Below are 24,717 nucleotides of genomic sequence, written 5' to 3'. Positions count from 1 at the left end.
CGTGACCTATACGCAACCGGAGTTCGTTCCGCACGCCGCCTCGGACCAGGTGGTGGCGGCGTTCGGCGCGCTCGGCGCCCCCGTCGACTGCGCGGGCCTGCGCAGCCTGTCCCTCGAAGGGCCGCAGGTCCTGTGGCTCGTCGTGGACGGCGCGCTCGACCTGTTCGCGGTGGACGCCCACGCCCAGGGGCACTGGCACTTCCTGGGCCGACTGGAGCCGGGCACGCTGCTGCTCGGCCCGGTCGAGGGCACCCAGCACACCTTGGTCGGCAGGCCGCTCCCGGGTTGTGCGCTGCGCCGGATCCCGCTGCGCGAACTGCCGTACACGCCGCCCGCGCACGAGGGCGCGTACGACATGGCGTGGAGCCTGCTGGAGGAGGCGTTCGCGCTCGGTGTCGGGCGCGGGCAGCGGGTGCTGTTCGAGGCGCCCCTCAACCAGCAGGGCGACCGGGCCGGGCGGTCCGCGGACGAGGACGTCGCCGGTGACGACGACGTGCTGTGGCCCCAACTCGCGCCGGGCAGCGTGCGGTACGGCTCCGCGTACGCCGCCGACGCCGCCGCCGATCTGCTGATGGACGGCGCGCTGTGGCAGCGGATGGTGAACCAGCAGTACCGGCTCCTGGCCACGCTCGACCGGTGGATCGAACGCCTGGAGAGCGCGCACGAGGACCGGGCGGCGGCCGGGATCCGCGCGGGCGAGGCCGTCCGCGAGCAGGCCGACCGCACCCTGCTCGCCTCGATCGGTCCGCGCGGGCGGCGGACGCGTGGAACGCGGGGCGAGGTCGACGCGACGTACGCCGCGTGCAAGCTGGTGGCGGACGCCTGCGGCATCGATCTGGTGGAGCCGGGGCGCGGCGGAGCGGTCAGCGACCGGATCGACCCGGTCGACAGAATCGCGGTCGCCTCGCGGATCCGTACCCGGCCCGTCCGGCTCGTCGGGGCCTGGTGGCGTCAGGACACGGGCCCGCTGGTCGGCTTCCGCGCCGCGTCGGGGGCGCCGGTGGCGCTGCTGTGGCGGCGCGGCGGCTACGAGGCCGTGCACCGCTCCGCCGAGCGGGGCACCCGCGTCGACGAGGACACCGCGCGGGACTACGAGGAACGCGCCGTGATGCTCTACCGGCCGCTGCCGGAGGGCAGGCTGACACCCTGGCGGCTGGCGCGGTTCAGCCTGCGCGCCGCCGCCCGTGACGTGCGCAGGCTGCTGCTGGCGGGCCTGGTGACCGTGGGGCTCGGCGCGCTCGTGCCCGTCGCGACCGGCAAGGTCCTCGGCACGTACGTACCGAACGCGCAGACGAGCCTGATCACCCAGGTCTCCTTGGCGGTGGTGGTCACCAGCGTCGTGTCGGCGGTCTTCATGCTGCTCCAGAACGTGACCGTGCTGCGGGTCGAGGGACGCGTGGAGAGCGTCCTGCAACCGGCGGTGTGGGACCGGCTGCTGCGGCTGCCCACACGGTTCTTCGCGGCGCGCTCCACCGGTGAGCTGGCGAGCGCGGCCATGGGGATCAGCGCGATCCGCAGACTGCTGTCCGGGGTCGGGCCCGTGGCCGTGCAGTCGGTGACGATCGGCGCGATGAACCTGGTGATGCTCCTCCTCTACAGCGTGCCGCTCGCGCTGGCGGCGCTCGGCATGCTGGTGCTCGTGGCCGGGATCTTCCTCACGCTCGGACTGTGGGAACTGCGCTGGCAGCGGCGGCTCGTGGAGCTCGGCAACAAGCTCAACAACCGGGCCTACCAGACGCTGCGCGGCCTGCCGAAGCTGCGGGTCGCCGGCGCGGAGAGCTTCGCGTACGCGGCCTGGGCGAAGGAGTTCGCGCTCAGCCGCGACCTCCAGCGCCGGGCGGGCCGCATCAAGAACGTGACGACGGTCCTCAACGCCGTCTATCTGCCGCTGTGCTCGCTGGTGATGTTCATGCTGCTCGCGGGGCCCGCGCGGGGCAGCCTGTCGGCGGCGGCGTTCCTCACCTTCAACACCTCGGTGACGATGCTCCTGACGTCCGTGACGCAACTGACGGGCGCGCTCGTCTCGGCCGCCGCCGTGCTGCCCATGTACGAGCAGATCAGGCCGGTGCTCGACGCGGAGCCCGAGGTGCGCGGCTCCGCGACCCAGCCGGGCGAGCTGAGCGGGGCCCTGGAGGCGCGCGGCCTGTCCTTCCGCTACACCGACGACGGCCCGCTCGTCCTGGACGACGTGTCGCTGGCGATCCGCCCCGGCGAGTTCGTGGCCGTCGTCGGCGAGAGCGGCTGCGGCAAGTCGACGCTGCTGCGGCTGCTCATCGGCTTCGACGCCCCGACGTCCGGCAGCGTCCTGTACGACGGCCAGGACCTCGCGGCGCTCGACCAGGCGGCGGTGCGGCGCCAGTGCGGGGTGGTCCTCCAGAACGCGCAGCCGCTGACCGGTTCGATCCTCGACTGCATCTGCGGCGCCGAGTCGTTCACGCAGGAGGAGGCGATGGCGGCGGCGGAGATGGCGGGCCTCGCGGAGGACATCAGGCGGATGCCGATGGGGCTGCACACGATGATCGCGGGCGGCGGCGCGATCTCCGGCGGGCAGCGCCAACGCCTCATGATCGCGCAGGCGTTGATCCGCCGACCGCGCGTCCTCTTCTTCGACGAGGCGACGAGCGCGCTGGACAACGAGACCCAGCGCATCGTGATCGACAGCACGCGGGCGCTGCGCGCGACCCGCGTCGTGATCGCCCACCGCCTGTCCACGGTCCTGGACGCGGACCGGGTCGTCGTCATGTCGGCCGGCCGCGTCGTGCAGCAGGGCACGCCCGCGGAGTTGCTGGCGGACACGGGCGGCCGGCTGCACGAGTTGGTGCGGCGGCAGCGGGCGTGAGTGGCCGGAGCCGGGACAGGGGGCACCTCGACCGGTTACGCTCACAGTGAGTGAACTCGCCTATGTACAGGTGGTGTTGATGCTGCGTCGGGGGATCAGCGATGACACAGTGGGTGACGGCCGCGCGCGTCCGGAGCGGGATCTGCGCAGCCGCCCGTTCCCCGCGGTCGCGGGCGGCACCCCGCGGGCGCGGCGCGACGCCCTCCTGGCGATCCGCGCCTGGGCCGAGCAGGAGGCGGAGAACACGGTCGACTGGTACCTGCGCGACCGGCGCCGCAAGCGGCAGGGCTCCCGCTTCATCCGCGGCCTGACGATCCTGCTGGCCATAGCGGGCACGGCCGTCCCCCTCGCGGGTTCGCTGCAGGGCGGCCCGCCGCAGGCGCTGGGGTACGTCCTGCTGGCCCTGGCCGCCGGGTGCAAGGGCTTCGACCACTTCTTCGGGCTCTCCGCCGCGTGGATGCGGGACATGGCGGCGGCGCAGGCGCTGCGCACGAAGCTGAGCGAGTTCCGGCTCGCCTGGTCGCGCGAGGAGCTGCGCGACGGCTCGGCGGAGGGGATCACGCCGGAGCAGCTTGAGCAGCGGATGGATCTGATCGGCGCGCTGGTCGCGGCCGTGCACCGCGAGGTCGAGGGCGAGACCGCGCACTGGCTGACCGAGTTCGCCGCGAGCGAGCAGCAGTTGAGGGCACAGACGACGGCACCCGGCCCCGCGCCGGGGCCGCCCGCGGGGGCCTGATCTTCGGACGGGGGCGAGGGGCATGGGGCGCATCTTCACGGTGGTCGCGCCGGACGGCGGGGAGCGGGACGTCGTGGTGGCGGCGGCCGGGGACACGCCGGTGCGGGCGGTCGCGCGGGCGCTGGGCCGGATGTGCGGGCTCGCGGAGGTGTCGTCCCTGTGCCTGCGCGACGGGCGCGAGGCGGCCGAGGTGGCACTCGACGTCTCGCTCGACGAGTCGCCGCTGCGGGACGGCTGCACGGTCTGGCTCGACCGGTCCCCGGCTCCGTCGGAGGCGGCCGGGCCTGACTTCACGGACCTCCCGCAGGAGCTGCTGGCGCCGGGGAGCGAGGGCACCCTGATGTTCCGCAAGCCTCCCCGGATGCTGCCGCACGAGCTGTCCGCCGAACTCGAACGGGCCCTCACCCGCGGGGTGTCGGGACGGTTCCGGATGCGCCGGACCATGAAGCGGGCGCGCGAACAGCACCAGGCGTACACGGAGTACCTGGTCCCGGGACCGGCCGGCATCCTGAGCGGGTGCTACGGCGAGACGGCCCGGCTCTGGGAGCGCCGGATCACCGACGGCGACCATCTGCGGCTGCGGCTCGGGGTCACCGGCGCGGGGCCGTACGCGGTGCCCGTGCCGATCGACCTGCCGACCACCGGCGTCCTCGGCATCGCCGGGCCCACCCAGGCGACCCGGCGCGTCGCCGCCTGGCTGGTCGCGCAGGTCGCCCTGGAGCACAGCCCGGCCGATGTCGGCGTGCGCGTGCTCACGACGCCCTCCGGCGCCGCCGACTGGCGGTTCGCCCGGTGGCTGCCAGGGCTGCGTTCGTACGACGGGGAGAGCCCGCCCCGCATCAGTTGCGACAGCACCGGCCACCACCGCCAGGTCTCCGAGGCGCTGACGACGCTGCGCGAGCGGCAGCGCGGGCCGGTGCCGTACGCGGACGGCACCCGCCGCAATCTGGTGCTGGTCCTGGACGGCGCCCGCCCGCTCAGCTCGCTGCCCGGCGCGTCGCAGTTGCTGCGCGAGGGCCCCGGCGCCGGGGTGTTCGCCATCTGCCTGGCCCCGGACAGCAGGTCGCTGCCCCAGGAGTGCGCGGCCGTCGTCGAGGTCGAGCAGATCCCGCCGCGGGCCGTGGCGGGGGCGCCGTCGGCCACCGCCTTCACGCTCACCGCGGGCGGGGACGCCGTCCTCACGGGGATCGCCGACACCGTGTCCGACGACTGGCTCGACCGCATGGCGCGGGCCGTCGCACCGCTGCGGGACGCCGCCGCCGACGACCTGCGCCCGCAACCCCACCGCCTCCTGGACCTGATCGGGCTGGGCACGCCCGATCCCCGGGAGATCGCCGCGCGCTGGGAGGCCTCGCCGCGCGGCACCGAGGCGCTGATCGGGCGCTCCACGCCGACTCCCGTCGCCCTCGACCTGCTCAGGGACGGGCCGCACGCGCTGGTCGCCGGGACCACCGGGTCCGGCAAGACGGAGTTCCTGTGCACGTGGATCGCCTCGCTCGCCGTGGCCAACCGGCCGGACGAGATGACGTTCATGCTCGTCGACCACAAGGGCAGCGCGGCCTTCCGCGACCTGGTGCGGCTGCCGCACACCGTGGCCGTCGTCAGCGATGTGGGGCCCGGCCTCGGCGACCGGGTCCTCGAAGGGCTCGGCGCCGAACTGCGCCGCCGCGAGCGGCGGCTCCTGGAAGCGCACGTCAAGGACATCCACGCGTACGCGGATCTGCGCGACGGGGAACCGGAGGGCCCCGAGCCGCTGCCGCCGCCGCTGCCCCGGCTCGTCATCGTCATGGACGAGTTCGCCTCGCTGGCCGCCGAGGAACCCGAGTTCCTGTCCGCTCTGGTCGACATCGCGCGGCGCGGACGCTCCCTGGGGGTGCACCTCGTCTGCGCCACACAACGCCCGTCCGGGGTGGTCAGCCCCGAGATCCGCGCCCTGACCAATCTGCGGGTCGCCCTGCGGCTCCTGGACCCGGGCGAGAGCCAGGACGTCATCGACGCGCCGGACGCCGCCCAGCTCACCAAGTCCTCCCCCGGCCTCGCCCTGATCAGGACCGGCACCTCCGACCCGCTGCTCGTCCAGACCGCCCGCGTCGGCGGCCTGTACCGGCCCGCGGGACGCGAGACGGTCGGCGTGCACGAGATCGCACCGTACGGTTCGCAGCCGCGGACGCCGCTCACCGTGCGGGCCGAACCGGACTCGGTCGGCACGACGGATCTCGCGCTGCTCGTGGACGCCCTGTGCCGCGCCACCGAACTCCTCGCCGTGGAGGCGCCGCCGACCCCCCTGCCGCCGCCGCTCAAGGAGGTCCTGCCGCTCACCGACATCCGGCCGCCGCTGCGCGGCCGGGGGCTCGCTCCCCTCGCCTTCGGCCTGGAGGACGCGCCCGAGGAGCAGACGCAGCGCCCCGCCATCCTCGACCTCGCGCGGGACGGCAACCTCAGGATCGTGGGCGCGCCCCGCACGGGCCGCTCGCAGTTCCTGCGCACGCTCGCCGCGGCGGTGGCCCGCCAGCACAGCACCGCGGACATCCACGTGTACGGCATCGACTGCGGCGACGGCGCGTTGCAGGCGCTGACCGAACTGCCGCACTGCGGCGCCGTCGTGCACCTGGGCCGCCCCGATCACATGGTGCGCCTGCTCGGCATGCTCACCGCCACCGTGCGCCGACGCCAGGAACTGCTGTCGCACGGCGGTTTCGCGGACATCGGCGCGCAGCGGCAGTCCGTGGCGGGGCCGCGCCGCATGCACTACCTCCTCGTCCTGCTGGACGGCTGGGAGGAGTTCTTGACCAGCATGGGCTCCACCGACGGCGGCGGTGCCGTCGACGATCTGTACGCGGTGCTGCGCGGCGGCCCGCAGGTCGGGGTCTGCACGGTCCTCGCGGGCGGCGCCCAGATCCTGAGCACCCGGCGCCTGGTCTCGCTGACCGAGCGGCTCCTGGTGCTGCGCCTGCCGGACCCCGACTGGTACGCCGGGGTGGGGCTGACCCGGCGCCGCGTCCCCGAGGTGCAGCCCGCGGGGCGGGCGCTGAGCGCGGAGAGCGGGCGGCTGCTCCAGATCGCGACGCTGCCGGGGCCGACGACGCGGCAGGGCCAGACCGACGCCCTGGCCCGGTACGCGGCCGAGGCGCGCGGCCGGGACACGGAGGTGCAGGGCAGTCAGCGCCCGTTCCGGATCGAGGACCTGCCGCTGGTGGCCGACCAGTTCCACGTGGGCACGGGCAAGGGGCGACCGGTGGGGCGCGAGGCGGAGCTGGCCTGGCTGCGCGACCGGCACGCCACCGGCGCCTCGGTGGCGCTGCTCGGGCCGCGCAGGGCGGGCAAGACCTGGGTCCTGGAGGAGCTGTGGCGGCGGCTGCGCGCGGACGGGGCGACGGCCGTCCAGCCGATCATGGTGCTGCCGTCGAGCGGGCAGGTCGACACGCCGGACGCGCTGGCGCACCTCCTGGACCGCAGGCTGCACGGGCCGGGCGCGGCCCAACGGCTGATCAACAAGGTGGGCAGGCGCTCGGGCTCCGACCGGATGGCGTTCCTGCTCGACGAGATCGGGCGGCTCGTCAACTACGACCCGGGCGTGGTCTCGTGGCTGCGCGACCTGGGGCAGGCCGGGGCCTGGTTCGTCTACACGGGCACCGAGAAGGACTGGCACCGGGTGGTGCGCTGGGCGCTGACCGCACCGGGTTCCAGCTTCGGCAACGACGTGAACGCCCGCGTCCTCGGCCCGCTGGACGACCAGTCGGCCCTGAAGTTCCTCACCGGCACGGCGGAGAACCTGGGGGTGAACATCGCGCCCGACCGGACCGGGCAGGCCGTCCTGGACCTGGTCGGCACCTGGCCGTTCTACCTCCAGGTCGTCGGTGACGCGGTGGTCCGCGCGGCGCAGGCCAACGAGGTCCGCCCGCTCAGCGACGACCGGGCGCTCGCCGAGCTGGTGGAGCAGCGCCTGATCGTGGAGTGGGACCACCACTTCCGGGCCCGCTGGGAGGAGATCGGCCCCGCCGGGCGGGCCGCGCTGCTCGCCGACCCCGGCGGCATACCGGTGGAGCCGGCCCGCGCCCAGCGCAACGATCTGCGGGAGGTGGGCCTGCTCCGGCACGACAACCGGTGGCTGTCCGACCGGCCGTTCCTCGCCTGGATCGGGCACAGCGAGAGTTCGCTGCGCGACGAGGAGTCCCGGCCGTGACCGCCGCCGTGGCCCCGCCCCCTCGCCCCCTTCGCACCCTTCTTGACGGATCACGGGACTGACGACGATGACCGACTTCCGGCCGAGCCAGGCCTACCGCCACGACCTCGACATCCGCTTCGCCGACGGGGCGGTTCCCGCGTGGGCGCGCCCACTGGTCGAGGGGCGGCAACCCAACAGCACCGCCTGGGTGGTCGTGATGGCGCGGCGCGCGGGCAAGAGCTGGCTGGCCCAGGCGGCCGAGCGGGCGCACGCGCCGGGCGGGGCGCGCCGGATCGATCTGCGGTCCGGTGAGGCGGCCGTGCGCCGGGCGGGCCTCGGCTGTCTCGTCGGCCGCCGTACGGCCCCCGCGGCAGCGCCGGGGACGGTGCTGTTCGTCGACGAGCCCGCGCTCTCCGCCGCGGACGGGCGGGGCCTCGGCGTCGAGCCCGCCGTGCTCGCCGCGGGGCTGGAACAGGCGCGGGCGGCCGGGATCGTTCCCGTGGTGCTGGCCACCCCGGCCGAACACGAGCTGCTCGTCCCGTACCTGGGCGCCGACCACCCCAAGGACGTGGTGCGGCCCCCCGCGCTCACGCCCGAGGAGTGCGCCCGTATGGCCGGACGCGCCCCGGGGTGGGCGCCGCGCGTGACGGAGCTGCTGCGGGAGAGCTTCCCGGGCTGGCTCCAGAGCCCGTTCCTCCTCGAACTCGCCCTGCACACGGCGGAGTCGCGGCCCGATCTGCGCGCGGACGCCGAGGCGCTCGACCGGGCTGCCTGCGACGCGGCCGTGCAGAACCACGCCTATGTCGAGCAGTGGTTCCACAACGGCACCTCGGTCTCGGGCCGTGCGCGGCTGCGTGCCCATCGCTGGCACCGGGCCGGGGTGACCGTCGCCGACGCCGGTGAGGGGGCCGGGCAGCAGCGGGCCGGGGCCGCGGACCCGGCCGCCGATCCGGTGCTCGCCCGCCATCTGCCCGACGTGCTCCGCATCCACCACGTCTCCGACCTGCACCACGGCGGCAGCCTGCGGTCCAACGTCGACGCGAAGGACGTCACCGAGGCGGGCCGCAGGCTGGCCTGCCTCGCGGGTGCGGGCTCCCCCATGGACAGCTATCTGGAGCATCTGCGGCGCCTCGGCGAACTCGGTCGCGCACCGCATCTGCTGGTCGTCACGGGCGATCTGGTGAACCGGCCGCACGACACCTTCGGCACCCTCGCGCTGAACTGGCTGCGGGACGCGGGCAAGAAGCTCGCGGACCATCCGGATCTGCGCCCGGACGATCCCCGCATCGTCCTGGTCGGCGGCAATCACGACGTGTCGTGGGACCTGTCGCTCGATCCCCGGCCCGCGGCGCGGCACGAGTGGTTCGCGCGGACCTTCGCCGAGTTTCCGCACCCCGACCTCCAGGAGCCCCGGCACGAGAGGCGCCGCCTGTACGTGCGCTACCCGGAGGCGGGGCTGCGGATCGCGCTGCTCGGCTCCGCGGAGTCGGGCGGCGAGGCGGCGCGCGACGAGGACCGGCACAAGCTGGAGGCCGCCCAGGAGGAGTTCTCCCACACCCTGGACGAGGCTCAACTGGCGGCGCTCATACAGGATTTCGAGCGGATCGATCCTGGTGTCGTCTCGCGCGGCGTACTGGACCGGCTCGCGCCCGACCGGGGCTGGACCACGCTCGCCGCCCTGCACCATCCGCTCTCCCCCGTGCCCTCGGTGGAGATCGCCCCGTACTCGGGTGTCGTCAACGCGGGGCAGGCCAAGGCGGCCCTCACCGCCGCCGAGACGGCCCTGGTCCTGCACGGCCACACGCATCTGGGGTTCCTGGCCGCCGAGCGGCTGCTCGGCGGCGCGCGGGCGTGGACGACGCGGATCGCCGGGGCGCCCGCGCTCGGCAGCCGGGAGACGGACGAGCACAACGGCTACAACGAGGTGTTCGTGGCCCGGGAGGGCGACGACCACACCCTGGCCCTGCGCACGGTGCGGCTCGCCGGGGGCCAGTGGGTGGCGGACCCGCTCGTCGCGTTCCGGCCGGGCGCCCCGGCCGAGCTCCCGGTCTTCGAGCTGTGCCGGGACCGGGCCCGCCCCTGACCCCGGCGCGGCCCTCGGCGCCTGTCTCAGCGCACGTCTCCGAACTCGCTCAACACTCCTTCCGGCGCGAGCGCGTTGACGTAGTTGCCCGGACCGTGGTCCTCGAAGGAGTACTTGAAGGGGAGCGTCCGGGTCAGCGCGAGCCGCGCCGCGAAGAAGGCGAGCGGGGCGACGACGGCGAGGCCCGCGAGGCTGTCCATCTGGGCGTAGGGCAGCGCCGGGTCGCGGCGCTCGACCCAGCCCCGGGCGCGGGCCCGGCCGGGGACCTCGGCGATCCGGCGCAGGCGGTGCAGCGGGTTGGCGCCGGCGAGCAGGTCGCCCGGGACCGAGACGGCCTCGGCCGCCGTGTCGGCCGCCGCCCCGAACAGGGCGTCCAGGCCCGCGCGGGGCCTGCGGTAGTGGAACTCGCGGCCGAACGCGGCGTAGGGGCCCACGGGGCGCGGCGGCAGGGCGGGCACGATGTCGCGGTCGTGGATGTAGCGCAGCAGCCGGTCGCGCAGCAGGTGCGTACCGTTGGTGTCGGTGGCGTCCTCGCAGGCGCGGGCCAGTTCGGGGCCGCCCAGCATGGGCTGGCCGAAGGTGTAGACGGCGCGCAGACAGCGGGCGATGCGGGCGTAGCGCGGTTCGTGGACGAGGGTGACCGCCATGAGCGCCGCCATGGCCGCGCCCAGGCTGTGGCCGGTGATGTAGAGCGCTTCGAGGCCGCCGCCCCTGGTGCCCTGTTCCTCGGGGTCGACGGACTCGCCGCGCACCGCCCGTTCGAGGGCTTCCAGGACGAGATGGCGGGTGGCGCGCATGTTGCGGTAGAACCCGGCGTGCACGGGGTGGCGGACGCCGTCGAGGTCGACGCGGAGGGTGTCGGGGTGCACGTCGGCGTCGGTGAGGATGCTGATGATGTCCTCGGGCTGGGTGCCGCGGTAGCAGAGGATCGCGACGCGGCGGTCCTTGTCCTGGATGAGGTAGGCGGCCGAGGCGATGTAGAGGGCGTCGACGCGCTGTTCGAGGAGGCGGCAGCGGTTCTCCGCCAGTCCGAGGCGGGTCGCCATCGTGGCCACCGTCCGGGCGTCGCCGCCCTGGTCGAACCCGGCGTACGCGTACGCCGAGCAGGTCGCGAGGGCGTGCGGAAGGACGCCGTCCGGGTCGGGATGGCCCTTGTCGTCCAGGAGCCGGTCGAGCAGGTCGGGGTAGACGGGGAAGGTCGTCCGTCCCGGCTCGACGAACGTCGGTTCCTTGAAGGGGCGCAGTGCGGCGAAGGTGGGGCCGTGCGCGGTCGTGTCCCGCATGGGACCTCCCTGGGCGGGCTGCTGAGCACACCACCGCGGCGGGGCGTCGTCAAGGCGTCGCTGACCGGCCATCGGCGGAGCCGTCGGGTGGGGTGGGTGGGGAGCGGGCGACGCGCGGTGCGTCGGCGCGCCGGAAGCGATTCCGGCATGTGCCCCTGACAGGCCGAAACCCCGTAGAGCGTACGGGAGTTCGGGCCCGGGTCGGGGTCGCGGACATGGCGGGAACGGGCGCTGCGGGGCATGTCGCGGCGCCACTAGCGTCACTGGCCCCTTCCCCTCCGCATCCGAGCACGACCTCCCGACGCACGGCACACGACAGGGACGGCAATCGATGGCCGAGACCGAACGCTTCGCACAGTACGAGCGGTACGAGGGCGGGAGCCCCGAGGCCGAGCGCCTCGTGTTCGAACGCCTCGCCCGAGAGATCATGAAGGTGCAGGTCGCGAACCGGCGGGCCTCCGGCGCCCCCGGGTACGAGCGGGCCTTCCACGCGAAGGCGGCGCTCGGCGTGGAGAACGCCCGGCTGCGCTTCTCCGACGACCTCCCGGACGCTCTGCGCGCCGGCTTCGCCCAGCCGGGCGCCGACTACCCGGCGACGGTGCGGCTCTCCAACGCCAGCGGGATGCGCGGCCCCGACGGCGCGCCCGATCTGCACGGCATCGCCGTGCGCGTCCAGGTGTCGGGCGACGAGAGCCATGACCTCATGGCGACCAGTTTCCCCGTGTCGCACGCCCGTGACGCGCGCGAGTTCGTGGCGTTCGCCAAGGCGATGGCCGGTGCGCGCACCCCGCTGCGGAAGGCCTTCGGGCTGTTCGTGAAGCTGCCGCTCGCGGTGGGGTTCGGCACGGCCGAACGGATGCGGCGCAACGTCCGCGCGGCGACCCGGCACACCGTCAAGACCCTGGCGCGCGAGACCTATTGGAGCCGCGGCGCGATCCTGTGGTCGCAGGCGGGCCCGGTCCGCTACCTGTTCCGGCCCGCCGCGGCCGGTGGGGGCGTCGAGCCGCACCCGGACCGCCGTGATCCGAACTTCCTGCGCGCGGAGCTGGGCCGGCGTCTGTCCCGGGACGACGTCGCCTTCGACCTGTGCGTGCAGCGCTACGTCGACGAGCGCCGCACGCCCGTCGAGGACGGCTCCGTCGAGTGGCAGGAGGCGATCACGCCGCCCGTCGTGGTGGCGCGGCTGACGATCCCGCGGCAGGACATCTCGACGGCCGAGGCCGGTTCGGCGGCGCGGCGGGTCGAGGAGCTGGCGTTCAACCCGTGGTACACGACGGAGGACTTCAGGCCGCTCGGCAACATCAACCGGGCCCGCAAGGTCGCCTACCGGGCGAGCGCCGCGCAGCGCGGCGACATCCGCTTCACCACCGAGGAACCGGTCAGGAACCGTGTCCTCGGCGCGCCGGTCGCGTACGCCTTCCGGGCCCTGAACCGTGTCGTGCCCTGGCACCGGTTGCCGCTGGAGGCGAGCCTGCTCAACCTGGTGTTCCTGCGCAAGGTGCTGCGGCGGTTCAACCTCATCGACACCGATGTGCCCGAGGCGCCGCCGAAGGCCGAGCCGGTCCCGGTCCCGGTCGACGAGCGGCTGCGTACCTCACGCTCGTACGACGGCACCTACAACGATCTGTCGGCGCCGACGATGGGCGCGGTCGGCGCCCCGTTCGGCCGCAACCTCAAGCCGGTGTACCGGCCCGACCTGTTCGACACGCCGAACCCGGTGACGGTCAGCCGCCAGCTCCTGACCCGGGACACCTTCGTGCCCGCGACCTCGCTGAACATCCTCGCGGCGGCGTGGATCCAGTTCCAGGTGCACGACTGGGTGAACCACCGGCGCCACGGCGAGGGCGGCAGGACGGTCGAGGTGCCGCTGCCGCCGGGCGGCGGCACGTGGGCCAACACGCCGGGCGGCCCGCAGGAGAACCTGATGCGGTTCGCCGAGAACGAGGGCATCGAGCTGCCCGGCGACCGGCCGCCGATCCTCTTCGGGAACACCGCCTCGCACTGGTGGGACGGGTCGGAGGTGTACGGCGGCGACGAGGCCACGGCGAAGCACCTGCGGGAACCGGACGGCGGGGCGCGGCTGCTGCTCGACGGCGGGCACATCCCGATCGACCGCGGCGGCATCCCGATCACCGGCTTCAGGGACAACTGGTGGATGGGGCTCAGCTCCATGCACACGCTGTTCGCCCGCGAGCACAACGCGGTCTGCGACGCGCTGCGCGCCGAGTACCCGTCGATGAGCGAGGACCGGATCTACCACACGGCCCGGCTGGTCGTCTCGGCGCTCATCGCGAAGATCCACACCGTGGAGTGGACCCCGGCGATCCTCGCGACGAAGGCGATCGACATCGGGCTGCGCACCAACTGGGAGGGCCCGCCCAGGAACTGGCTCAACCAGCTCGGCCTCTGGCTCCTGGAGGCGCACTCGCTGACCGGCATCCCGAAGACGCTCCCCGACCACCACGGGGCGCCCTACTCGCTGACCGAGGACTTCGTCACCGTCTACCGGATGCACCCGCTGATCCCGGACGACTACGAGCTGCGCGAGCACCACTTCGGGCAGCGTCTGGAGACCGTCGGCTTCCACGACATCCAGGGCGCGGCGGCGGAGAGCCAGATCCGCAAGACCGGGCTGGCCAACACCCTGTACTCGTTCGGCATCGCCCACCCGGGCGCGATCACGCTGCACAACTACCCGAAGTCGCTCCAGCGCTTCCAGCGCGACGGCGAGATCATCGACCTGTCGGTGGTCGACCTGGTCCGCACCCGCAGGCGCGGGGTGCCGCGGTACAACGACTTCCGCGCGGGGCTGCACAAGGAGCGCATCCGCCGCTTCGAGGACCTCACCCAGGAGCCGGAGACGCTGGCGCGAATGAAGGAGGTGTACCGCACGGTCGACGAGATCGACACGGTCGTCGGTCTGTTCGCGGAGAACCCACCGACCGGCTTCGGGTTCTCGGACACCGCGTTCCGCATCTTCATCCTGATGGCGACGCGGCGGCTCCAGAGCGACCGGTTCCTCACCGTCGACTACCGCCCGGAGATCTACACGCCGCTCGGGATCGACTGGGTGGAGAAGGGCGGCATGAAGTCCGTCGTGCTGCGGCACTGCCCGGAGCTGGCGAGCCTGATGCCGCGCGAGGCGAGCGCGTTCGCACCCTGGCGGCCGGTGTCGCCCAGCGGCAACGGAGGACACCACGATGACGTCGGCTGACGCGGGCTCGGGCGGCTCGGGCCACCGGGGGCTCGACGATCTGCTCGCCCGCCCGTTCCTGGAGACGGTCTGGCGGCGGCGCACCCACCGGGTCTCCCGGGGCGCGTCGGTGCCGGCCGGGTCGATGAGCTACGAGTCGCCGCACAAGGCGGAGCCGCTGACCGAGCTGGAGGAGGCGGTGCTGATCGCCGTCACCGGCTCGACCGGCCTGACCATGCCGGACCGCCCGTTCGAGGACCCGCGCGACCACAAGCCCATCATGGCCAAGCCGAACCTGACGATGACGGGCCGCACGGCGGGCAGCCCCGACAACGCGCAGGGCACGTACTTCTTCCTGATCAACGACGAGGGGACGTACTTCCTGCGCAGGCTGCCCGCGGCGCCGCAGGAACCGTTCGACGCGCGGACCCTGATCGAGCGGGCCCGGCGGACCAAGGTCAAGATCCTGGACCACCGGCTCGACGTGGCCGAGGGGCTGCGGGACTTCCCCGCCTACCTGGACTCGAACCGCTTCCTGTCCAATCTGCCGGGCACGACCGTCCTGTTCCCGGTGGTCGACCTGTCGCACCAGTACATCAACGCGCTGATGTATCTGCTGACCCAGCCGGACGGCGCGCGGCCCACCTTCGTCGACGACCGCAATCTGTACCGCCCGGCGGGCGTGAAGAAGTGGATGGCCAACGGGTTCCTCAACAAGGACCTGAAGCTGCCGCTCGGCGCGCTCGGCCCGATGCGCACCCAGATCGAGGCGGACCTGCTGCTCCAGACGGTCATGCTGACGGCGGAGGCGATGGGGCTCGGCGCCTGGATCCACGCCTCGCTCAACCCGCAGATAGCGCTCGGCGACCCGAAGTTCAGCAAGGTGTACGGGCGGATGCTCGGCTTCACGTTCGTCACGCCGCGCTGGCGCCTGGCGGACCTGTGGCGCTGGCACGTACCGCTGCCCAAGTACGCCACGCTGCGCTCGCAGCCGGTGGGCCTGACCGACCCGGCGACCGGTGAGCCCCTGATCGCGGCGGCCTGCCCGCCCGCGCACGCCTCCATGTCGGACGCGGTCGACGCGATCGTCGAGTCGAAGTTCGGCGCCGGTGGCACGTACGGCGACAAGGACGTCTTCGCCCGCATCTACAAGGAGGACTACGGACAGCGCTACCTCGCCGAGGCCAGCGCGTACGACGAGCGGGTCATCGAGTGCGCCCGCGACATCTGTACGTACATCCTGGCCACGCACCGCCGTTTCCCCGCGCACACGGACGCCATCCACGTGCCCGGGATCTGGCTCCAGGCCCACCATGTGGAGGGCGAGTACTACGAGCGGTTCTTCACCGACGGGCTGACGGGCGCGCACCGCGCCCACGACACGCTGTGGGACGGCGAACCGATGAGTTGAGAGCGGTCCGGCGGTCACCCTTCTCGTACGCACGACGCCTGCCGTGCCTGTCCTGGAGGGTGACCCCGATGTCCGAGACCACTGTGCGTGATGTTCTGCTGCCCCATGTCACCAAGGGGCCGGTGCCGGGAGCCGTGGGTCTGGTGGCCCACGGCGACCGCGTGGAGGTGGCGGCCGTCGGGTACACCGACACCGAGGGCACGACACCGCTCGCCCGGGACTCGATCTTCCGCATCGCCTCCCTCACCAAGCCGATCACGGCGGCGGCGGTGATGATCCTGGTGGACGAGGGCCGTATCGCCCTCGACTCACCGATCGGGCACTGGCTGCCCGAGCTGGCCGCGCCGGACGTCGTGCGCGACCCGGCGGGCCCGATCGACGACGTCGTGCCCGCGCTCCGTCCGATCACCGTGGAGGACCTGCTGACGTCCCGGGCGGGCTGGGGCTATCCGTCCGACTTCTCGCTGCCCGCCGTGCGCCCGCTGTTCGCGCTGATGGACCCGCACGGGCCGCAGCGCCTGCCGGAGCCGGACACCTGGCTCGCCGCCCTCGGCCGTATCCCCCTGCTGCACCAGCCGGGCGAGGCGTGGCTCTACAACACGTGCTCCGACATCCAGGGCGCCCTGGTCTCGCGGGTGGCCGGCCGGTCGCTGCCGGACTTCTTCGCCGAGCGGATCTTCGAGCCGCTGGGCATGCGCGACACCGCCTTCGAGGTTCCGGCCGCCAAGCGCTCCCGCTTCACCAGTTCCTACGTACCCACGGCCGACGGCGGCGCCGAGCGCGTCGACACCGTCGACGGCCAGTGGAGCGGCCCGCCCGCGTTCCCCTCCGGCGCGGGCGGGCTCGCCTCCACGGTCGACGACTGGTGGACGTTCGCCCGCATGCTGCTGGGCGGTGGCGGGTCCGTGCTGTCCGCCGAGTCGGTGCGCCTGATGACGACGGACCACCTGACCGCGGCCCAGCGCGCCGCGAGCGAGGTGTTCACGGTGGGGTCGGGCTGGGGCTTCGGCGGTTCCGTGGACGTGGAGCGCCGCGACCCGTGGAACGTGCCGGGCCGCTACGGATGGATCGGCGGCACCGGCACGGCGGCGCACCTGACGCCGTCGACGGGCACGGTCACCGTCCTCATGACCCAGCTCTCCCTCACCGGCCCCTCACCGCTGCCCCCGGTCATGCGGGACTTCTGGGCGTACGCGGCCACAGGCCGCTGACCCGTCCCGCGCGGCGAGCACCTGGGCCCGGCACTCGCCCGGCGTGCCCCACGCGCCGCGCAGCGCCCGCGCCTTCATCAGCCACAGGCTGAGGTCGAACTCGGCGGTGTAGCCGAGGGCGCCGTGCAGTTGCAGCGCCGTGCGCGCGGCGGTGTACGCGGCCTCGCCCGCGGCCACCTTGGCGGCGGCCAGGTCCGCCGGGCGCATCGTCAGGGCAGCGCCGAGCACCAGCGGGCGGGCGAACTCCAGGGCGACGAGGGTGTCGGCCAGCCGGTGTTTGACGGCCTGGAACGCGCCGACCGGCGTCCCGAACTGGGTGCGCCGCCGCACGTGGTCCACGGTCCGCTCCAGCAGGGCCCGGCCGACCCCGAGGGCCTGGGCGGCGGTGGCGAGGCGGGCCAGGGCCGCCGCGTGCGCAGCCGCTTCCCGTACGGCCCGCCCGGTGGCCAGGACGTCGCCGCCCGGCAGGGGCCGCGCGTGGCGGCGGGCCGCGTCGAGGCCGGGGTGGACGGGGCCGTGGCCGGGCGCGGAGCGCAGGGTCCAGGGATCGGCCGGGGCGTTGCCGGCGTCGACCACGAGGAGCGTGTCGGCGGCGTCGGCGTCCAGGAGGTACGGCCCGCCCCCCGGCACGCCGAGCGTGGCCAGGGCATCGCCGGTGAGCAGGCCGCGCAGGAGGTCCTTGGTCGCGCCGGTGCCCGCGAGCGCCGCGCACAGGGCCGCCGCCGCCACCGTCTCCACGTACGGGCCCGGTACGGCATGGCGGCCCAACTCCTCGAAGGCGACAGCCAGTTCGACGGGCCGCTCCCCGACGCCGTCGCACTCCTCGGGGACGGCGAGCGTGACCAGGCCGGTGTCGGCGACGCGGCGCCACAGGGCGCGGGCGGACGCGGGTTCGCCCCCGGCCCAGGCGCGCGCCGCCGCGGGGACGTCCGTGGCGCCGAGCAGCGCGGCGAGGGTGCGGCCGAACTCCCGTTGTTCGGTGTCGAGCAGGAAACGCATCAGCGCCTCCCTTTCGGCAGTCCGAGCAGCCGTTCGGCGATGACGTCCCGCTGGATCTCGTTGGTGCCTGCGTAGATCGGTCCGGCCAGGGAGAAGACATAGCCTTCCGCCCAACGGCCCGCCGCCAACTCCCCTTCGCGCCCTTCCAGTTCGAGGGCCGTCTCGTGCAGCGCCACGTCGTACTCCGACCAGAAGACCTTGTTCAGGCTGGACTCGGCGCCGAGGTCCTGGCCGTCGAGGGCGCGGGAGGCGTGGGCCCAGGTGAACAGCTCGTAGGCGCGGGCGCCGATCACGGCGTCGGCGACCCGGTCCCGCAGGGCGCTGTCGGCGGGGTCGCCCTCCTTGTGCCACTGCCCGGCCAGCCGCTCCGCGCTCGCCAGGAAGCGGCCCGGCGAGCGCAGGGTCAGGCCGCGTTCGGCGCCGGTCGCCGACATGGCGATGCGCCAGCCCTGCCCGGGCGCGCCGATGACGTCGGCGTCGGGGACGAACACGTCGTCGAGGAAGAGTTCGGCGAAGGCGGGTTTGCCGTCGAGGCGCGCGACGGGCCGGACGGTGACGCCCGGTGCCCGCAGGTCGAACATGAGGGAGGTGAGTCCTCGGTGCGGCTTGTCGGTCCCCGCGGTGGCCGGATCGCTCCGGAAGAGGCCGAAGGCCCGGTCGGCGAAGGCCGCGCGCGAGGACCACGCCTTCTGCCCGTTGAGCAGCCAGCCTCCCGTCGTGGGCGTGGCGGTCGACCGGAGCGCGGCGAGGTCCGACCCCGCCTCCGGCTCGGACCAGGCCTGCGCCCACACGGTCTCGCCGCTCGCCATGGGCGGCAGGAGTCGGGCGCGCTGCTCCTCGGTGCCGTGGTCGAACAGGGTCGGCGCGAGCAGGTGGATGCCGTTCTGCGAGACCCGGCCGGGCGCCCCGGCCGCGTAGTAGGCCTCCTCGAACAGCAGCCACCGTACGAGACTCGCGCCCCGGCCGCCGTACCGCTCGGGCCAGGAGACGACGGACCAGCGGTCCGCGGCCAGTTCGCGCTCCCACGCCCGGTGGGCGGCGAAGCCCTCCGCCGTCTCCAGGGAGGGCAGCGGCTCCGCCGGCACGTGCGCGGCGAGCCAGGTGCGCGCCTGTTCCCGGAACGCCGCGTCCGCGGCGTCGATCGTCAGGTCCATCGGGCCCGCACCCCTTCCCACCTAACAAGTGTTTGGTAGATTAGCCTCCGGTCCGACGCCCGTCGAGGGTCCCTGGGAGGTACCCGGATGAGCAGCCCGCCGCCCTACGAACCCGGTCACCGGCTGCTCGCCGGGCGCACCGCCGTGATCACCGCGGCGGCCGGCGCGGGGATCGGCGGGGCCACCGCCCGGCGCTTCCTTGAGGAGGGCGCGCGCGTCGTCGTGGGTGACGCGCACGCGCGCCGCACGGACGAGACCGTGGCGGCGCTCGCCGAGGAGTTCGGCGCCGACCGGGTGGCGGGGGCCCGCTGCGACGTGACCGACGAGGAGCAGGTACGGGCGTTGTTCGCGCTGGCCGGGCAGGTCCACGGCCGCCTGGACATCGTCGTGAACAACGCGGGCCTCGGCGGCACCGCCGAGCTGACCGAGATGACCGACGAGCAGTGGGCGAAGGTCATCAACGTGACCCTGACCGGCACCTTCCGCTGCACCCGCGCGGCGCTGCGGCTCATGAAGGAGGCGGGCCGGGGCGGCGTCATCGTCAACAACGCCTCCGTGCTCGGCTGGCGCGCCCAGGCCGGGCAGGCGCACTACGCCGCCGCCAAGGCGGGGGTGATGGCGCTGACGCGCTGCGCGTCCGTCGAGGCGGCCGAGCACGGCATCCGCGTCAACGCGGTCTCGCCGAGCCTCGCCATGCACCCGCACCTGGTGAAGGTGACCTCGCCCGAGCTCCTGGCGGAGCTGACCTCGCGCGAGGCGTTCGGCCGGTACGCCGAGCCGTGGGAGGTGGCCAACGTGATCGTCTTCCTGGCCAGCGGCTATGCCTCGTACCTGACGGGCGAGGTGCTCTCCGTCAGCGACCGGCACCCCTGAAAGGCCCTCATCCCCTGACCACACCAGGAGGCGACCATGCCCGAGGCGTACATCGTGGACGCCGTGCGCACCCCGGTGGGCCGGCGCGGGGGCGGGCTGTCCGCCGTGCACCCGGCCGATCTGGGCGCGCACGTCCTCAAGGCGCTCATGGGGCGCGCCGGGATCGACCCGGCCGCCGTGGAGGACGTCGTGTTCGGCTGCCTCGACGCGGTGGGCCCGCAGGCCGGTGACATCGCGCGCACCGCGTGGCTCGCGGCCGGGCTGCCCGAGGAGGTGCCGGGGGTCACGGTCGACCGGCAGTGCGGTTCCTCGCAGCAGGCCGTGCACTTCGCGGCGCAGGGCGTGCTGTCCGGCACCCAGGACCTGGTGGTCGCGGGCGGCACGCAGAACATGTCGCTCGTCCCGATCGCGTTCGCCTCGCGGCGGGCGGCCGAGCCGCTGGGCCTGACGCAGGGCCCCTTCGCGGGCAGCGAGGGCTGGCGCGCCCGCTACGGCACACGGCCGGTCGACCAGTTCCACGGCGCCCAGCTCATCGCCGAGAAGTGGGACATCTCGCGGCCCGCCATGGAGGAGTGGGCGCTGCGCTCGCACCGGCGGGCGGTCCGGGCGATCGACGAGGGGCGCTTCGCGCGCGAGACGGTCGCCTGCGGTGATGTCACCGTGGACGAGGGGCCGCGCCGGGACACGAGCCTCGCGAAGATGGCGTCGCTGGCCCCGGTCGTGGCGGGCGGCACCCTCACCGCGGCGTGCAGCTCCCAGGTGTCGGACGGCGCGGCGGCCATGCTCCTCGCCTCCGAACGGGCCCTGCGGGACCACGGGTTGACGCCCCGCGCCCGTGTGCATCACCTCTCCGTACGCGGCGAGGACCCGATCCGGATGCTGTCCGCGCCGATCCCCGCGACGGCGTACGCACTGAAGAAGACCGGCATGTCGCTCGACGACATCGATCTGGTGGAGATCAACGAGGCGTTCGCCCCGGTGGTCCTCGCCTGGCTGAAGGAGACCGGCGCCGACCCGGCGAAGGTGAACGTGAACGGTGGCGCGATCGCCCTCGGCCATCCCCTGGGCGCGACGGGCGTCAAGCTGATGACGACGCTGCTGCACGAACTGGAGCGCACGGGCGGCCGGTTCGGCCTCCAGACGATGTGCGAGGGCGGCGGCCAGGCCAACGTGACGATCATCGAGCGCCTGTAGGCGGCGCGCCCAGCCTCTCCAGTGTCCCGGCCGCCTCCGTCATGATCCGGTCCACCAGCGCCCGGCACGAGGGCAGGTCGTCGATGAGGCCGGCGACCTGCCCGGAGGCCATGACGCCGCCGCGCGGATCGCCGTCCACCATCGCGGACCGCAGCATCATGGGCGTGTTGGCCGCGAGGAGCACCTGGCTCCAGGTCAGCTCCCTGCCGTGCCGCATCGCGAGCCCGTCGCGGACCATCCGGGTCCAGCCGAGGCCGGACACCTCGCGGAACGCCGCGGCGTGCCGCACGGCGCGCAGCAGGCGGGCGGCCCGGCCGGAGCGTTCGAGCGCGGTGACGAGTTCGCTGCGCAGCATGCGGTGCGGGAGCCCGTCGACGGCGGTGGTGACGGTGATGTCCGTGACGCCCGCGGCGAGGTAGCGGGCCTTCACGGCGTCGGGCACGGTCGAGTCGGAGGTGAGCAGGAAGCGGGTGCCCATGGCGATGCCCGCGGCCCCGTAGGCGAGCGCCGCGACGAGGCCGCGGCCGTCGTGGAAACCGCCCGCGGCGATCACGGGGATGTCGACGGCGTCCACGACCTGCGGGAGCAGCACGGTGGTGGCCACCTCGCCCGTGTGGCCGCCGCCCTCGCCGCCCTGCACGACGACCGCGTCCGCGCCCCACGCCGCGACCTTCTCCGCGTGCCGGCGCGCCCCGACGGAGGGGATGACGACGACGCCCGCGTCCTTCAGCTCGGCGATCAGGTCCTTGGTGGGGGCGAGGGCGAAGGAGGCCACTTTCACGCCTTCGTCGACGATGACGCGGACGCGTTCGCGCGCGTCCCCCGCGTCGGCCCGCAGGTTGACCCCGAAGGGCTGGTCCGTGCGGTTCTTCACCTCCCGTACGGCCGACCGGAGCCGGGCGGTGGTCATCGTCGCGGAGGCGAGCACGCCGAGGGCTCCGGCGTTGGCGGACGCCGACACGAGCCGGGGCCCGGCGACCCAGCCCATGCCGGTCTGCACGATCGGGTGGCGCACGCCGGTGAGTTCGGTGAGCGCCGTGCTGAACACGGCGTCCGACGGGCCTGCCGCCCCGGTGCCACCGCTCACCCGGGCACCTCGCGCAGACGCGACCCGTCAGGGTCCAACTCGGTCCGGATCAAGTGGAGTTCATGTGCGCTCGGCGCGCGGGTGTACGGGATCTCGCCGGGCAGGGCCAGCTCGAACCCGGTCGCCTCGCGGACCTCCTCGACCGTGACCCCGGGGTGCAGGGAGGCGAGCCGCATCGTGTGGTCCGGGGTGTCGAAGTCGAGTACGGCGAGGTTCGTGACGACGCGGGGCAGGTGATGGAAGCGGGTCGCGGAGGGCCCGGCCGCGGCGGCGCTGTCGTAGCCGACGCCGCACACCATGTCGACCGTGGGCACGAAGACCCGACGGGAGTGTTTCGGCACCCAGTAACTCGTCGGGTTGTTCAGGGTGTTGACGGGAGCTCCGCGCACCCCGAGCAACTGGCGGGTGGGCCGGTGCCGGTCACCGACGCAGGAGATGTTCTGGTTGCCGAACCGGTCGAGCTGGCTCGCGCCCATCATCACGTGCCGACGCCCGCCCGTCACGAGCTCCAGGTGCTGGCGGTAGGGCAGCCAGCCCTCGGGCTCCCCGTCGGGGCCGATCAGCGTGGCCTCGCCGTCCGTCAGCAGCAGCCCGGGCGCGAACGTGCGGCGGGCGAGCCGCGCCCCGATGCCGGGGATCAGACCCATCGGGCTCGCCAGTAGCTCCCCGCTGCCGCGCCATGCCTCCGCGCAGGCGATCACACAGTGGTCGGCGCGGGTCACGAGCCCGGCCGCGGCGTCGCCCGCCGTGGCGCTCATCGACCCTGCCCGCCGTCCCGCGCACGGCGCCAGACCTCGACCGCGGCCTGGTACGCCTCCTCGTCCCCGTCGAGGAACCGGGCGCGCAGCTCGGCGAACGGCGTCGTCGCGTACAGCTTCTGGAACGCCTCGTCCCGGCCGTGGTCGGGCGCGCAGGACGTGAAGTGCGCCCCGTTCGGCGCCTCGACGACACCGGTGACCAGATGCCGCTTGATCAGCAGCGACTGCGCGGGGCCGCCCTTGGCGAGGTCGGCGCCGCCCACCACACGTTCGCAGGAGACGTACGCCTCCTGGGCCGCCGCGCAGAACAGGTCGTCGAAGTACGGGTCGGGCCCCAGGTACTGGCCGTTTCCCGACCGGTCCGCGCGGTTCATGTGGACGAGGGCGGCGTCCAGGCGCAGCGCGGGCATCGCGACGAACGTCTCCCCGTCCTCGTACGGCGAGGTGACCGTGCGCAGGCCGGGGTTGACGCGCATGACGTCCGAACCGAGGCCCGCCCGCACCGGCAGGAACGGCAGCCGGTTGGCGGCGGCGCGCAGTCCCCACATGAACATCGCCTCGTCGATCTCCGCCAGCTCGATGCGGCCCTGCTCGCGCGCGGCGCGGAAGTGCGGCTCCAGGGGGATGGAGTCGAGCGTGGCGAAGGGCGCCACCACCTTGCGCAGCTTGCCCGCGGCGGCGAGCAGGCCCACGTCCGGGCCCGCGTAGGAGACGACGGTCAGGTCCGTGAGGTCGCTGCGCAGCACCGCCCGCACGAGCGCCATCGGTTTGCGGCGCGAGCCCCAGCCGCCGATGCCGAGCGTCATGCCGCTGCGCAGGCGCGCGGCCACGTCGTCGGCGGTCAGCACCTTGTCGGGCCGGCCGGCCCCGTCGCCGCTCACCTCGCCTCCTGCTGCGGGGCGCCGAAGGTGGAGCGGACCCGGTCGGCGACGCCGCTGAGGTTGGCCTCGAAGGTGAAGCCCTGCTCGAAGCGGTAGCTGCGGCGTACGTCGACGGGGTCGATGCCGTTGAGCGCGGCCTTGGCGAGGCGCAGCAGGGAGCCGTCCTTGCGGGCGATCTCCGACGCCAACTGAACGGCGCAGGCGCGCAGTTCGTCGCGCGGGACGACTTTCCACACCGAGCCGTGCGCGTGCAGTTCGGCGGCGGTCACGGTCCGCGAGGTGTAGTAGAGGGCGCGCATCAGGTGTTGCGGGACCAGCCGGGCCAGGTGGGTGGCGGCGCCGAGCGCGCCCCGGTCCAGCTCGGGCAGACCGAACGTGGCGTCGTCGCTCGCCACGATCGCGTCGGCGTTGCCGACGAGCCCGATCCCGCCGCCGAGGCAGAAGCCCTGCACGGCGGCGACGACGGGTACCTCGCACTCGTACACGGCGGCGAACGCCGCGGCGCAGCCCCGGTTCGCGCCGATCAGCGCCGCGTGGCCGCTGTCGCGCTGCATCTCCTTGATGTCGACGCCCGCGTTGAACCCGCGACCGGCGGCGGTGAGGACGACGCAGCGCACCTCCGGGTCGCGGCCCGCCGCGCGCACGGTGTCGGCGAGGTCGTACCAGCCCTGCACCGGGAGGGCGTTGACCGGCGCGTAGTCGACGTCGACGACGGCGATCGCCTTGCCGGTCGGAGCGCTCTGCGAGCGTTCCGCGGCTTCCGCGAACGAGAGGGAGACAGGCATCAGCGACTCCGCCACCTTCCGACCAAACATTTGTTAGGTGCGAAGGTAGCAGCGGAGCCGCGGGA

General features: G+C 74.0%; 16 protein-coding genes. 9 read left to right on the top strand and 7 right to left on the bottom strand.

Annotated features, from left to right (window positions below; all coding sequences use genetic code 11):
- The first annotated feature begins 1 nt into the window (after position 1).
- The 4 genes from ACIRF8_RS17625 (at position 2) to ACIRF8_RS17610 (ending at position 9,823) form a co-directional block, all read left to right on the top strand.
- Entirely contained in the window at positions 2 to 2,839 is a 2,838-nt protein-coding gene (locus ACIRF8_RS17625) for an NHLP bacteriocin export ABC transporter permease/ATPase subunit (protein WP_404215733.1), read from the top strand.
- Between the two features lie 79 nt (positions 2,840 to 2,918).
- The gene (locus ACIRF8_RS17620; protein ID WP_404215731.1) at positions 2,919 to 3,575 is read left to right on the top strand and encodes an SLATT domain-containing protein; all 657 of its coding nucleotides are present in this window, start codon (positions 2,919 to 2,921) and stop codon (positions 3,573 to 3,575) included.
- Positions 3,576 to 3,597: 22 nt separating this feature from the next.
- Entirely contained in the window at positions 3,598 to 7,758 is a 4,161-nt protein-coding gene (locus ACIRF8_RS17615) for an FtsK/SpoIIIE domain-containing protein (RefSeq protein WP_404215729.1), read from the top strand.
- Between the two features lie 67 nt (positions 7,759 to 7,825).
- Positions 7,826 to 9,823: a metallophosphoesterase family protein gene (locus ACIRF8_RS17610; RefSeq protein ID WP_404215727.1), complete on the top strand. Its 1,998-nt coding sequence runs from the start codon at positions 7,826 to 7,828 to the stop codon at positions 9,821 to 9,823.
- 26 nt (positions 9,824 to 9,849) lie between these two features.
- Here ACIRF8_RS17610 and ACIRF8_RS17605 read toward each other — a convergent pair whose 3' ends face one another.
- Positions 9,850 to 11,106, bottom strand: coding sequence for a hypothetical protein (locus ACIRF8_RS17605; protein ID WP_404215725.1), 1,257 nt, complete (start codon positions 11,104 to 11,106; stop codon positions 9,850 to 9,852).
- Between the two features lie 331 nt (positions 11,107 to 11,437).
- Between ACIRF8_RS17605 and ACIRF8_RS17600 the strand changes: the two genes are divergently transcribed.
- The 3 genes from ACIRF8_RS17600 to ACIRF8_RS17590 all read left to right on the top strand — a co-directional run bounded on the left by ACIRF8_RS17600 (position 11,438) and on the right by ACIRF8_RS17590 (position 16,921).
- Positions 11,438 to 14,320, top strand: coding sequence for a peroxidase family protein (locus tag ACIRF8_RS17600; protein WP_404215723.1), 2,883 nt, complete (start codon positions 11,438 to 11,440; stop codon positions 14,318 to 14,320).
- Positions 14,307 to 15,710, top strand: a complete 1,404-nt coding sequence (locus ACIRF8_RS17595) for a hypothetical protein (RefSeq protein ID WP_404215721.1) — start codon at positions 14,307 to 14,309, stop codon at positions 15,708 to 15,710. The genes ACIRF8_RS17600 and ACIRF8_RS17595 overlap by 14 nt, the downstream gene beginning before the upstream one ends.
- Before the next feature lie 68 nt (positions 15,711 to 15,778).
- On the top strand, positions 15,779 to 16,921 hold the full coding sequence (locus ACIRF8_RS17590) for a serine hydrolase domain-containing protein (RefSeq protein WP_404215719.1): 1,143 nt from the start codon (positions 15,779 to 15,781) through the stop codon (positions 16,919 to 16,921).
- Here the strand turns inward: ACIRF8_RS17590 and ACIRF8_RS17585 are convergent.
- Together ACIRF8_RS17585 and ACIRF8_RS17580 are read right to left on the bottom strand one after the other, a co-directional pair.
- Positions 16,865 to 17,920 (bottom strand): acyl-CoA dehydrogenase family protein, encoded by a 1,056-nt coding sequence (locus ACIRF8_RS17585; protein ID WP_404215717.1) that lies wholly within the window; start codon positions 17,918 to 17,920, stop codon positions 16,865 to 16,867. The two genes, ACIRF8_RS17590 and ACIRF8_RS17585, sit on opposite strands and share 57 nt — an antisense overlap.
- Positions 17,920 to 19,074, bottom strand: coding sequence for an acyl-CoA dehydrogenase family protein (locus ACIRF8_RS17580; RefSeq protein WP_404215715.1), 1,155 nt, complete (start codon positions 19,072 to 19,074; stop codon positions 17,920 to 17,922). Before ACIRF8_RS17580 ends, ACIRF8_RS17585 begins: the two co-directional genes overlap by 1 nt.
- A gap of 87 nt (positions 19,075 to 19,161) precedes the next feature.
- On the opposite strand from ACIRF8_RS17580, the gene ACIRF8_RS17575 reads away from it, so the two are divergent.
- A complete protein-coding gene (locus tag ACIRF8_RS17575; protein WP_404215713.1) occupies positions 19,162 to 19,947 on the top strand; it encodes an SDR family oxidoreductase in 786 nt (261 codons plus the stop codon).
- 36 nt (positions 19,948 to 19,983) lie between these two features.
- The gene (locus ACIRF8_RS17570; RefSeq protein ID WP_404215711.1) at positions 19,984 to 21,141 is read left to right on the top strand and encodes an acetyl-CoA C-acetyltransferase; all 1,158 of its coding nucleotides are present in this window, start codon (positions 19,984 to 19,986) and stop codon (positions 21,139 to 21,141) included.
- Here the strand turns inward: ACIRF8_RS17570 and ACIRF8_RS17565 are convergent.
- The 4 genes from ACIRF8_RS17565 to ACIRF8_RS17550 are packed head-to-tail and all read right to left on the bottom strand — an operon-like array spanning position 21,125 to position 24,652.
- Positions 21,125 to 22,228 carry an NAD(P)H-dependent flavin oxidoreductase gene (locus tag ACIRF8_RS17565; protein WP_404215709.1) on the bottom strand — a complete coding sequence of 368 codons (1,104 nt, stop codon included), beginning with the start codon at positions 22,226 to 22,228 and terminating at the stop codon, positions 21,125 to 21,127. The genes ACIRF8_RS17570 and ACIRF8_RS17565 overlap by 17 nt on opposite strands.
- Positions 22,225 to 22,986: a CoA-transferase subunit beta gene (locus ACIRF8_RS17560; RefSeq protein ID WP_404215707.1), complete on the bottom strand. Its 762-nt coding sequence runs from the start codon at positions 22,984 to 22,986 to the stop codon at positions 22,225 to 22,227. Before ACIRF8_RS17560 ends, ACIRF8_RS17565 begins: the two co-directional genes overlap by 4 nt.
- Positions 22,983 to 23,867, bottom strand: a complete 885-nt coding sequence (locus ACIRF8_RS17555) for a CoA transferase subunit A (protein WP_404215705.1) — start codon at positions 23,865 to 23,867, stop codon at positions 22,983 to 22,985. Before ACIRF8_RS17555 ends, ACIRF8_RS17560 begins: the two co-directional genes overlap by 4 nt.
- Entirely contained in the window at positions 23,864 to 24,652 is a 789-nt protein-coding gene (locus tag ACIRF8_RS17550; protein ID WP_404215703.1) for an enoyl-CoA hydratase family protein, read from the bottom strand. Before ACIRF8_RS17550 ends, ACIRF8_RS17555 begins: the two co-directional genes overlap by 4 nt.
- Between the last annotated feature and the right edge of the window lie 65 nt (positions 24,653 to 24,717).

Source organism: Streptomyces sp. NPDC102406 (assembly GCF_044765725.1).
In the GTDB taxonomy this organism is placed as follows: domain Bacteria; phylum Actinomycetota; class Actinomycetes; order Streptomycetales; family Streptomycetaceae; genus Streptomyces.
The sequence above is the reverse complement of the archived record's forward strand: the minus strand, read 5'-3'. Positions and strand labels throughout refer to the sequence as shown.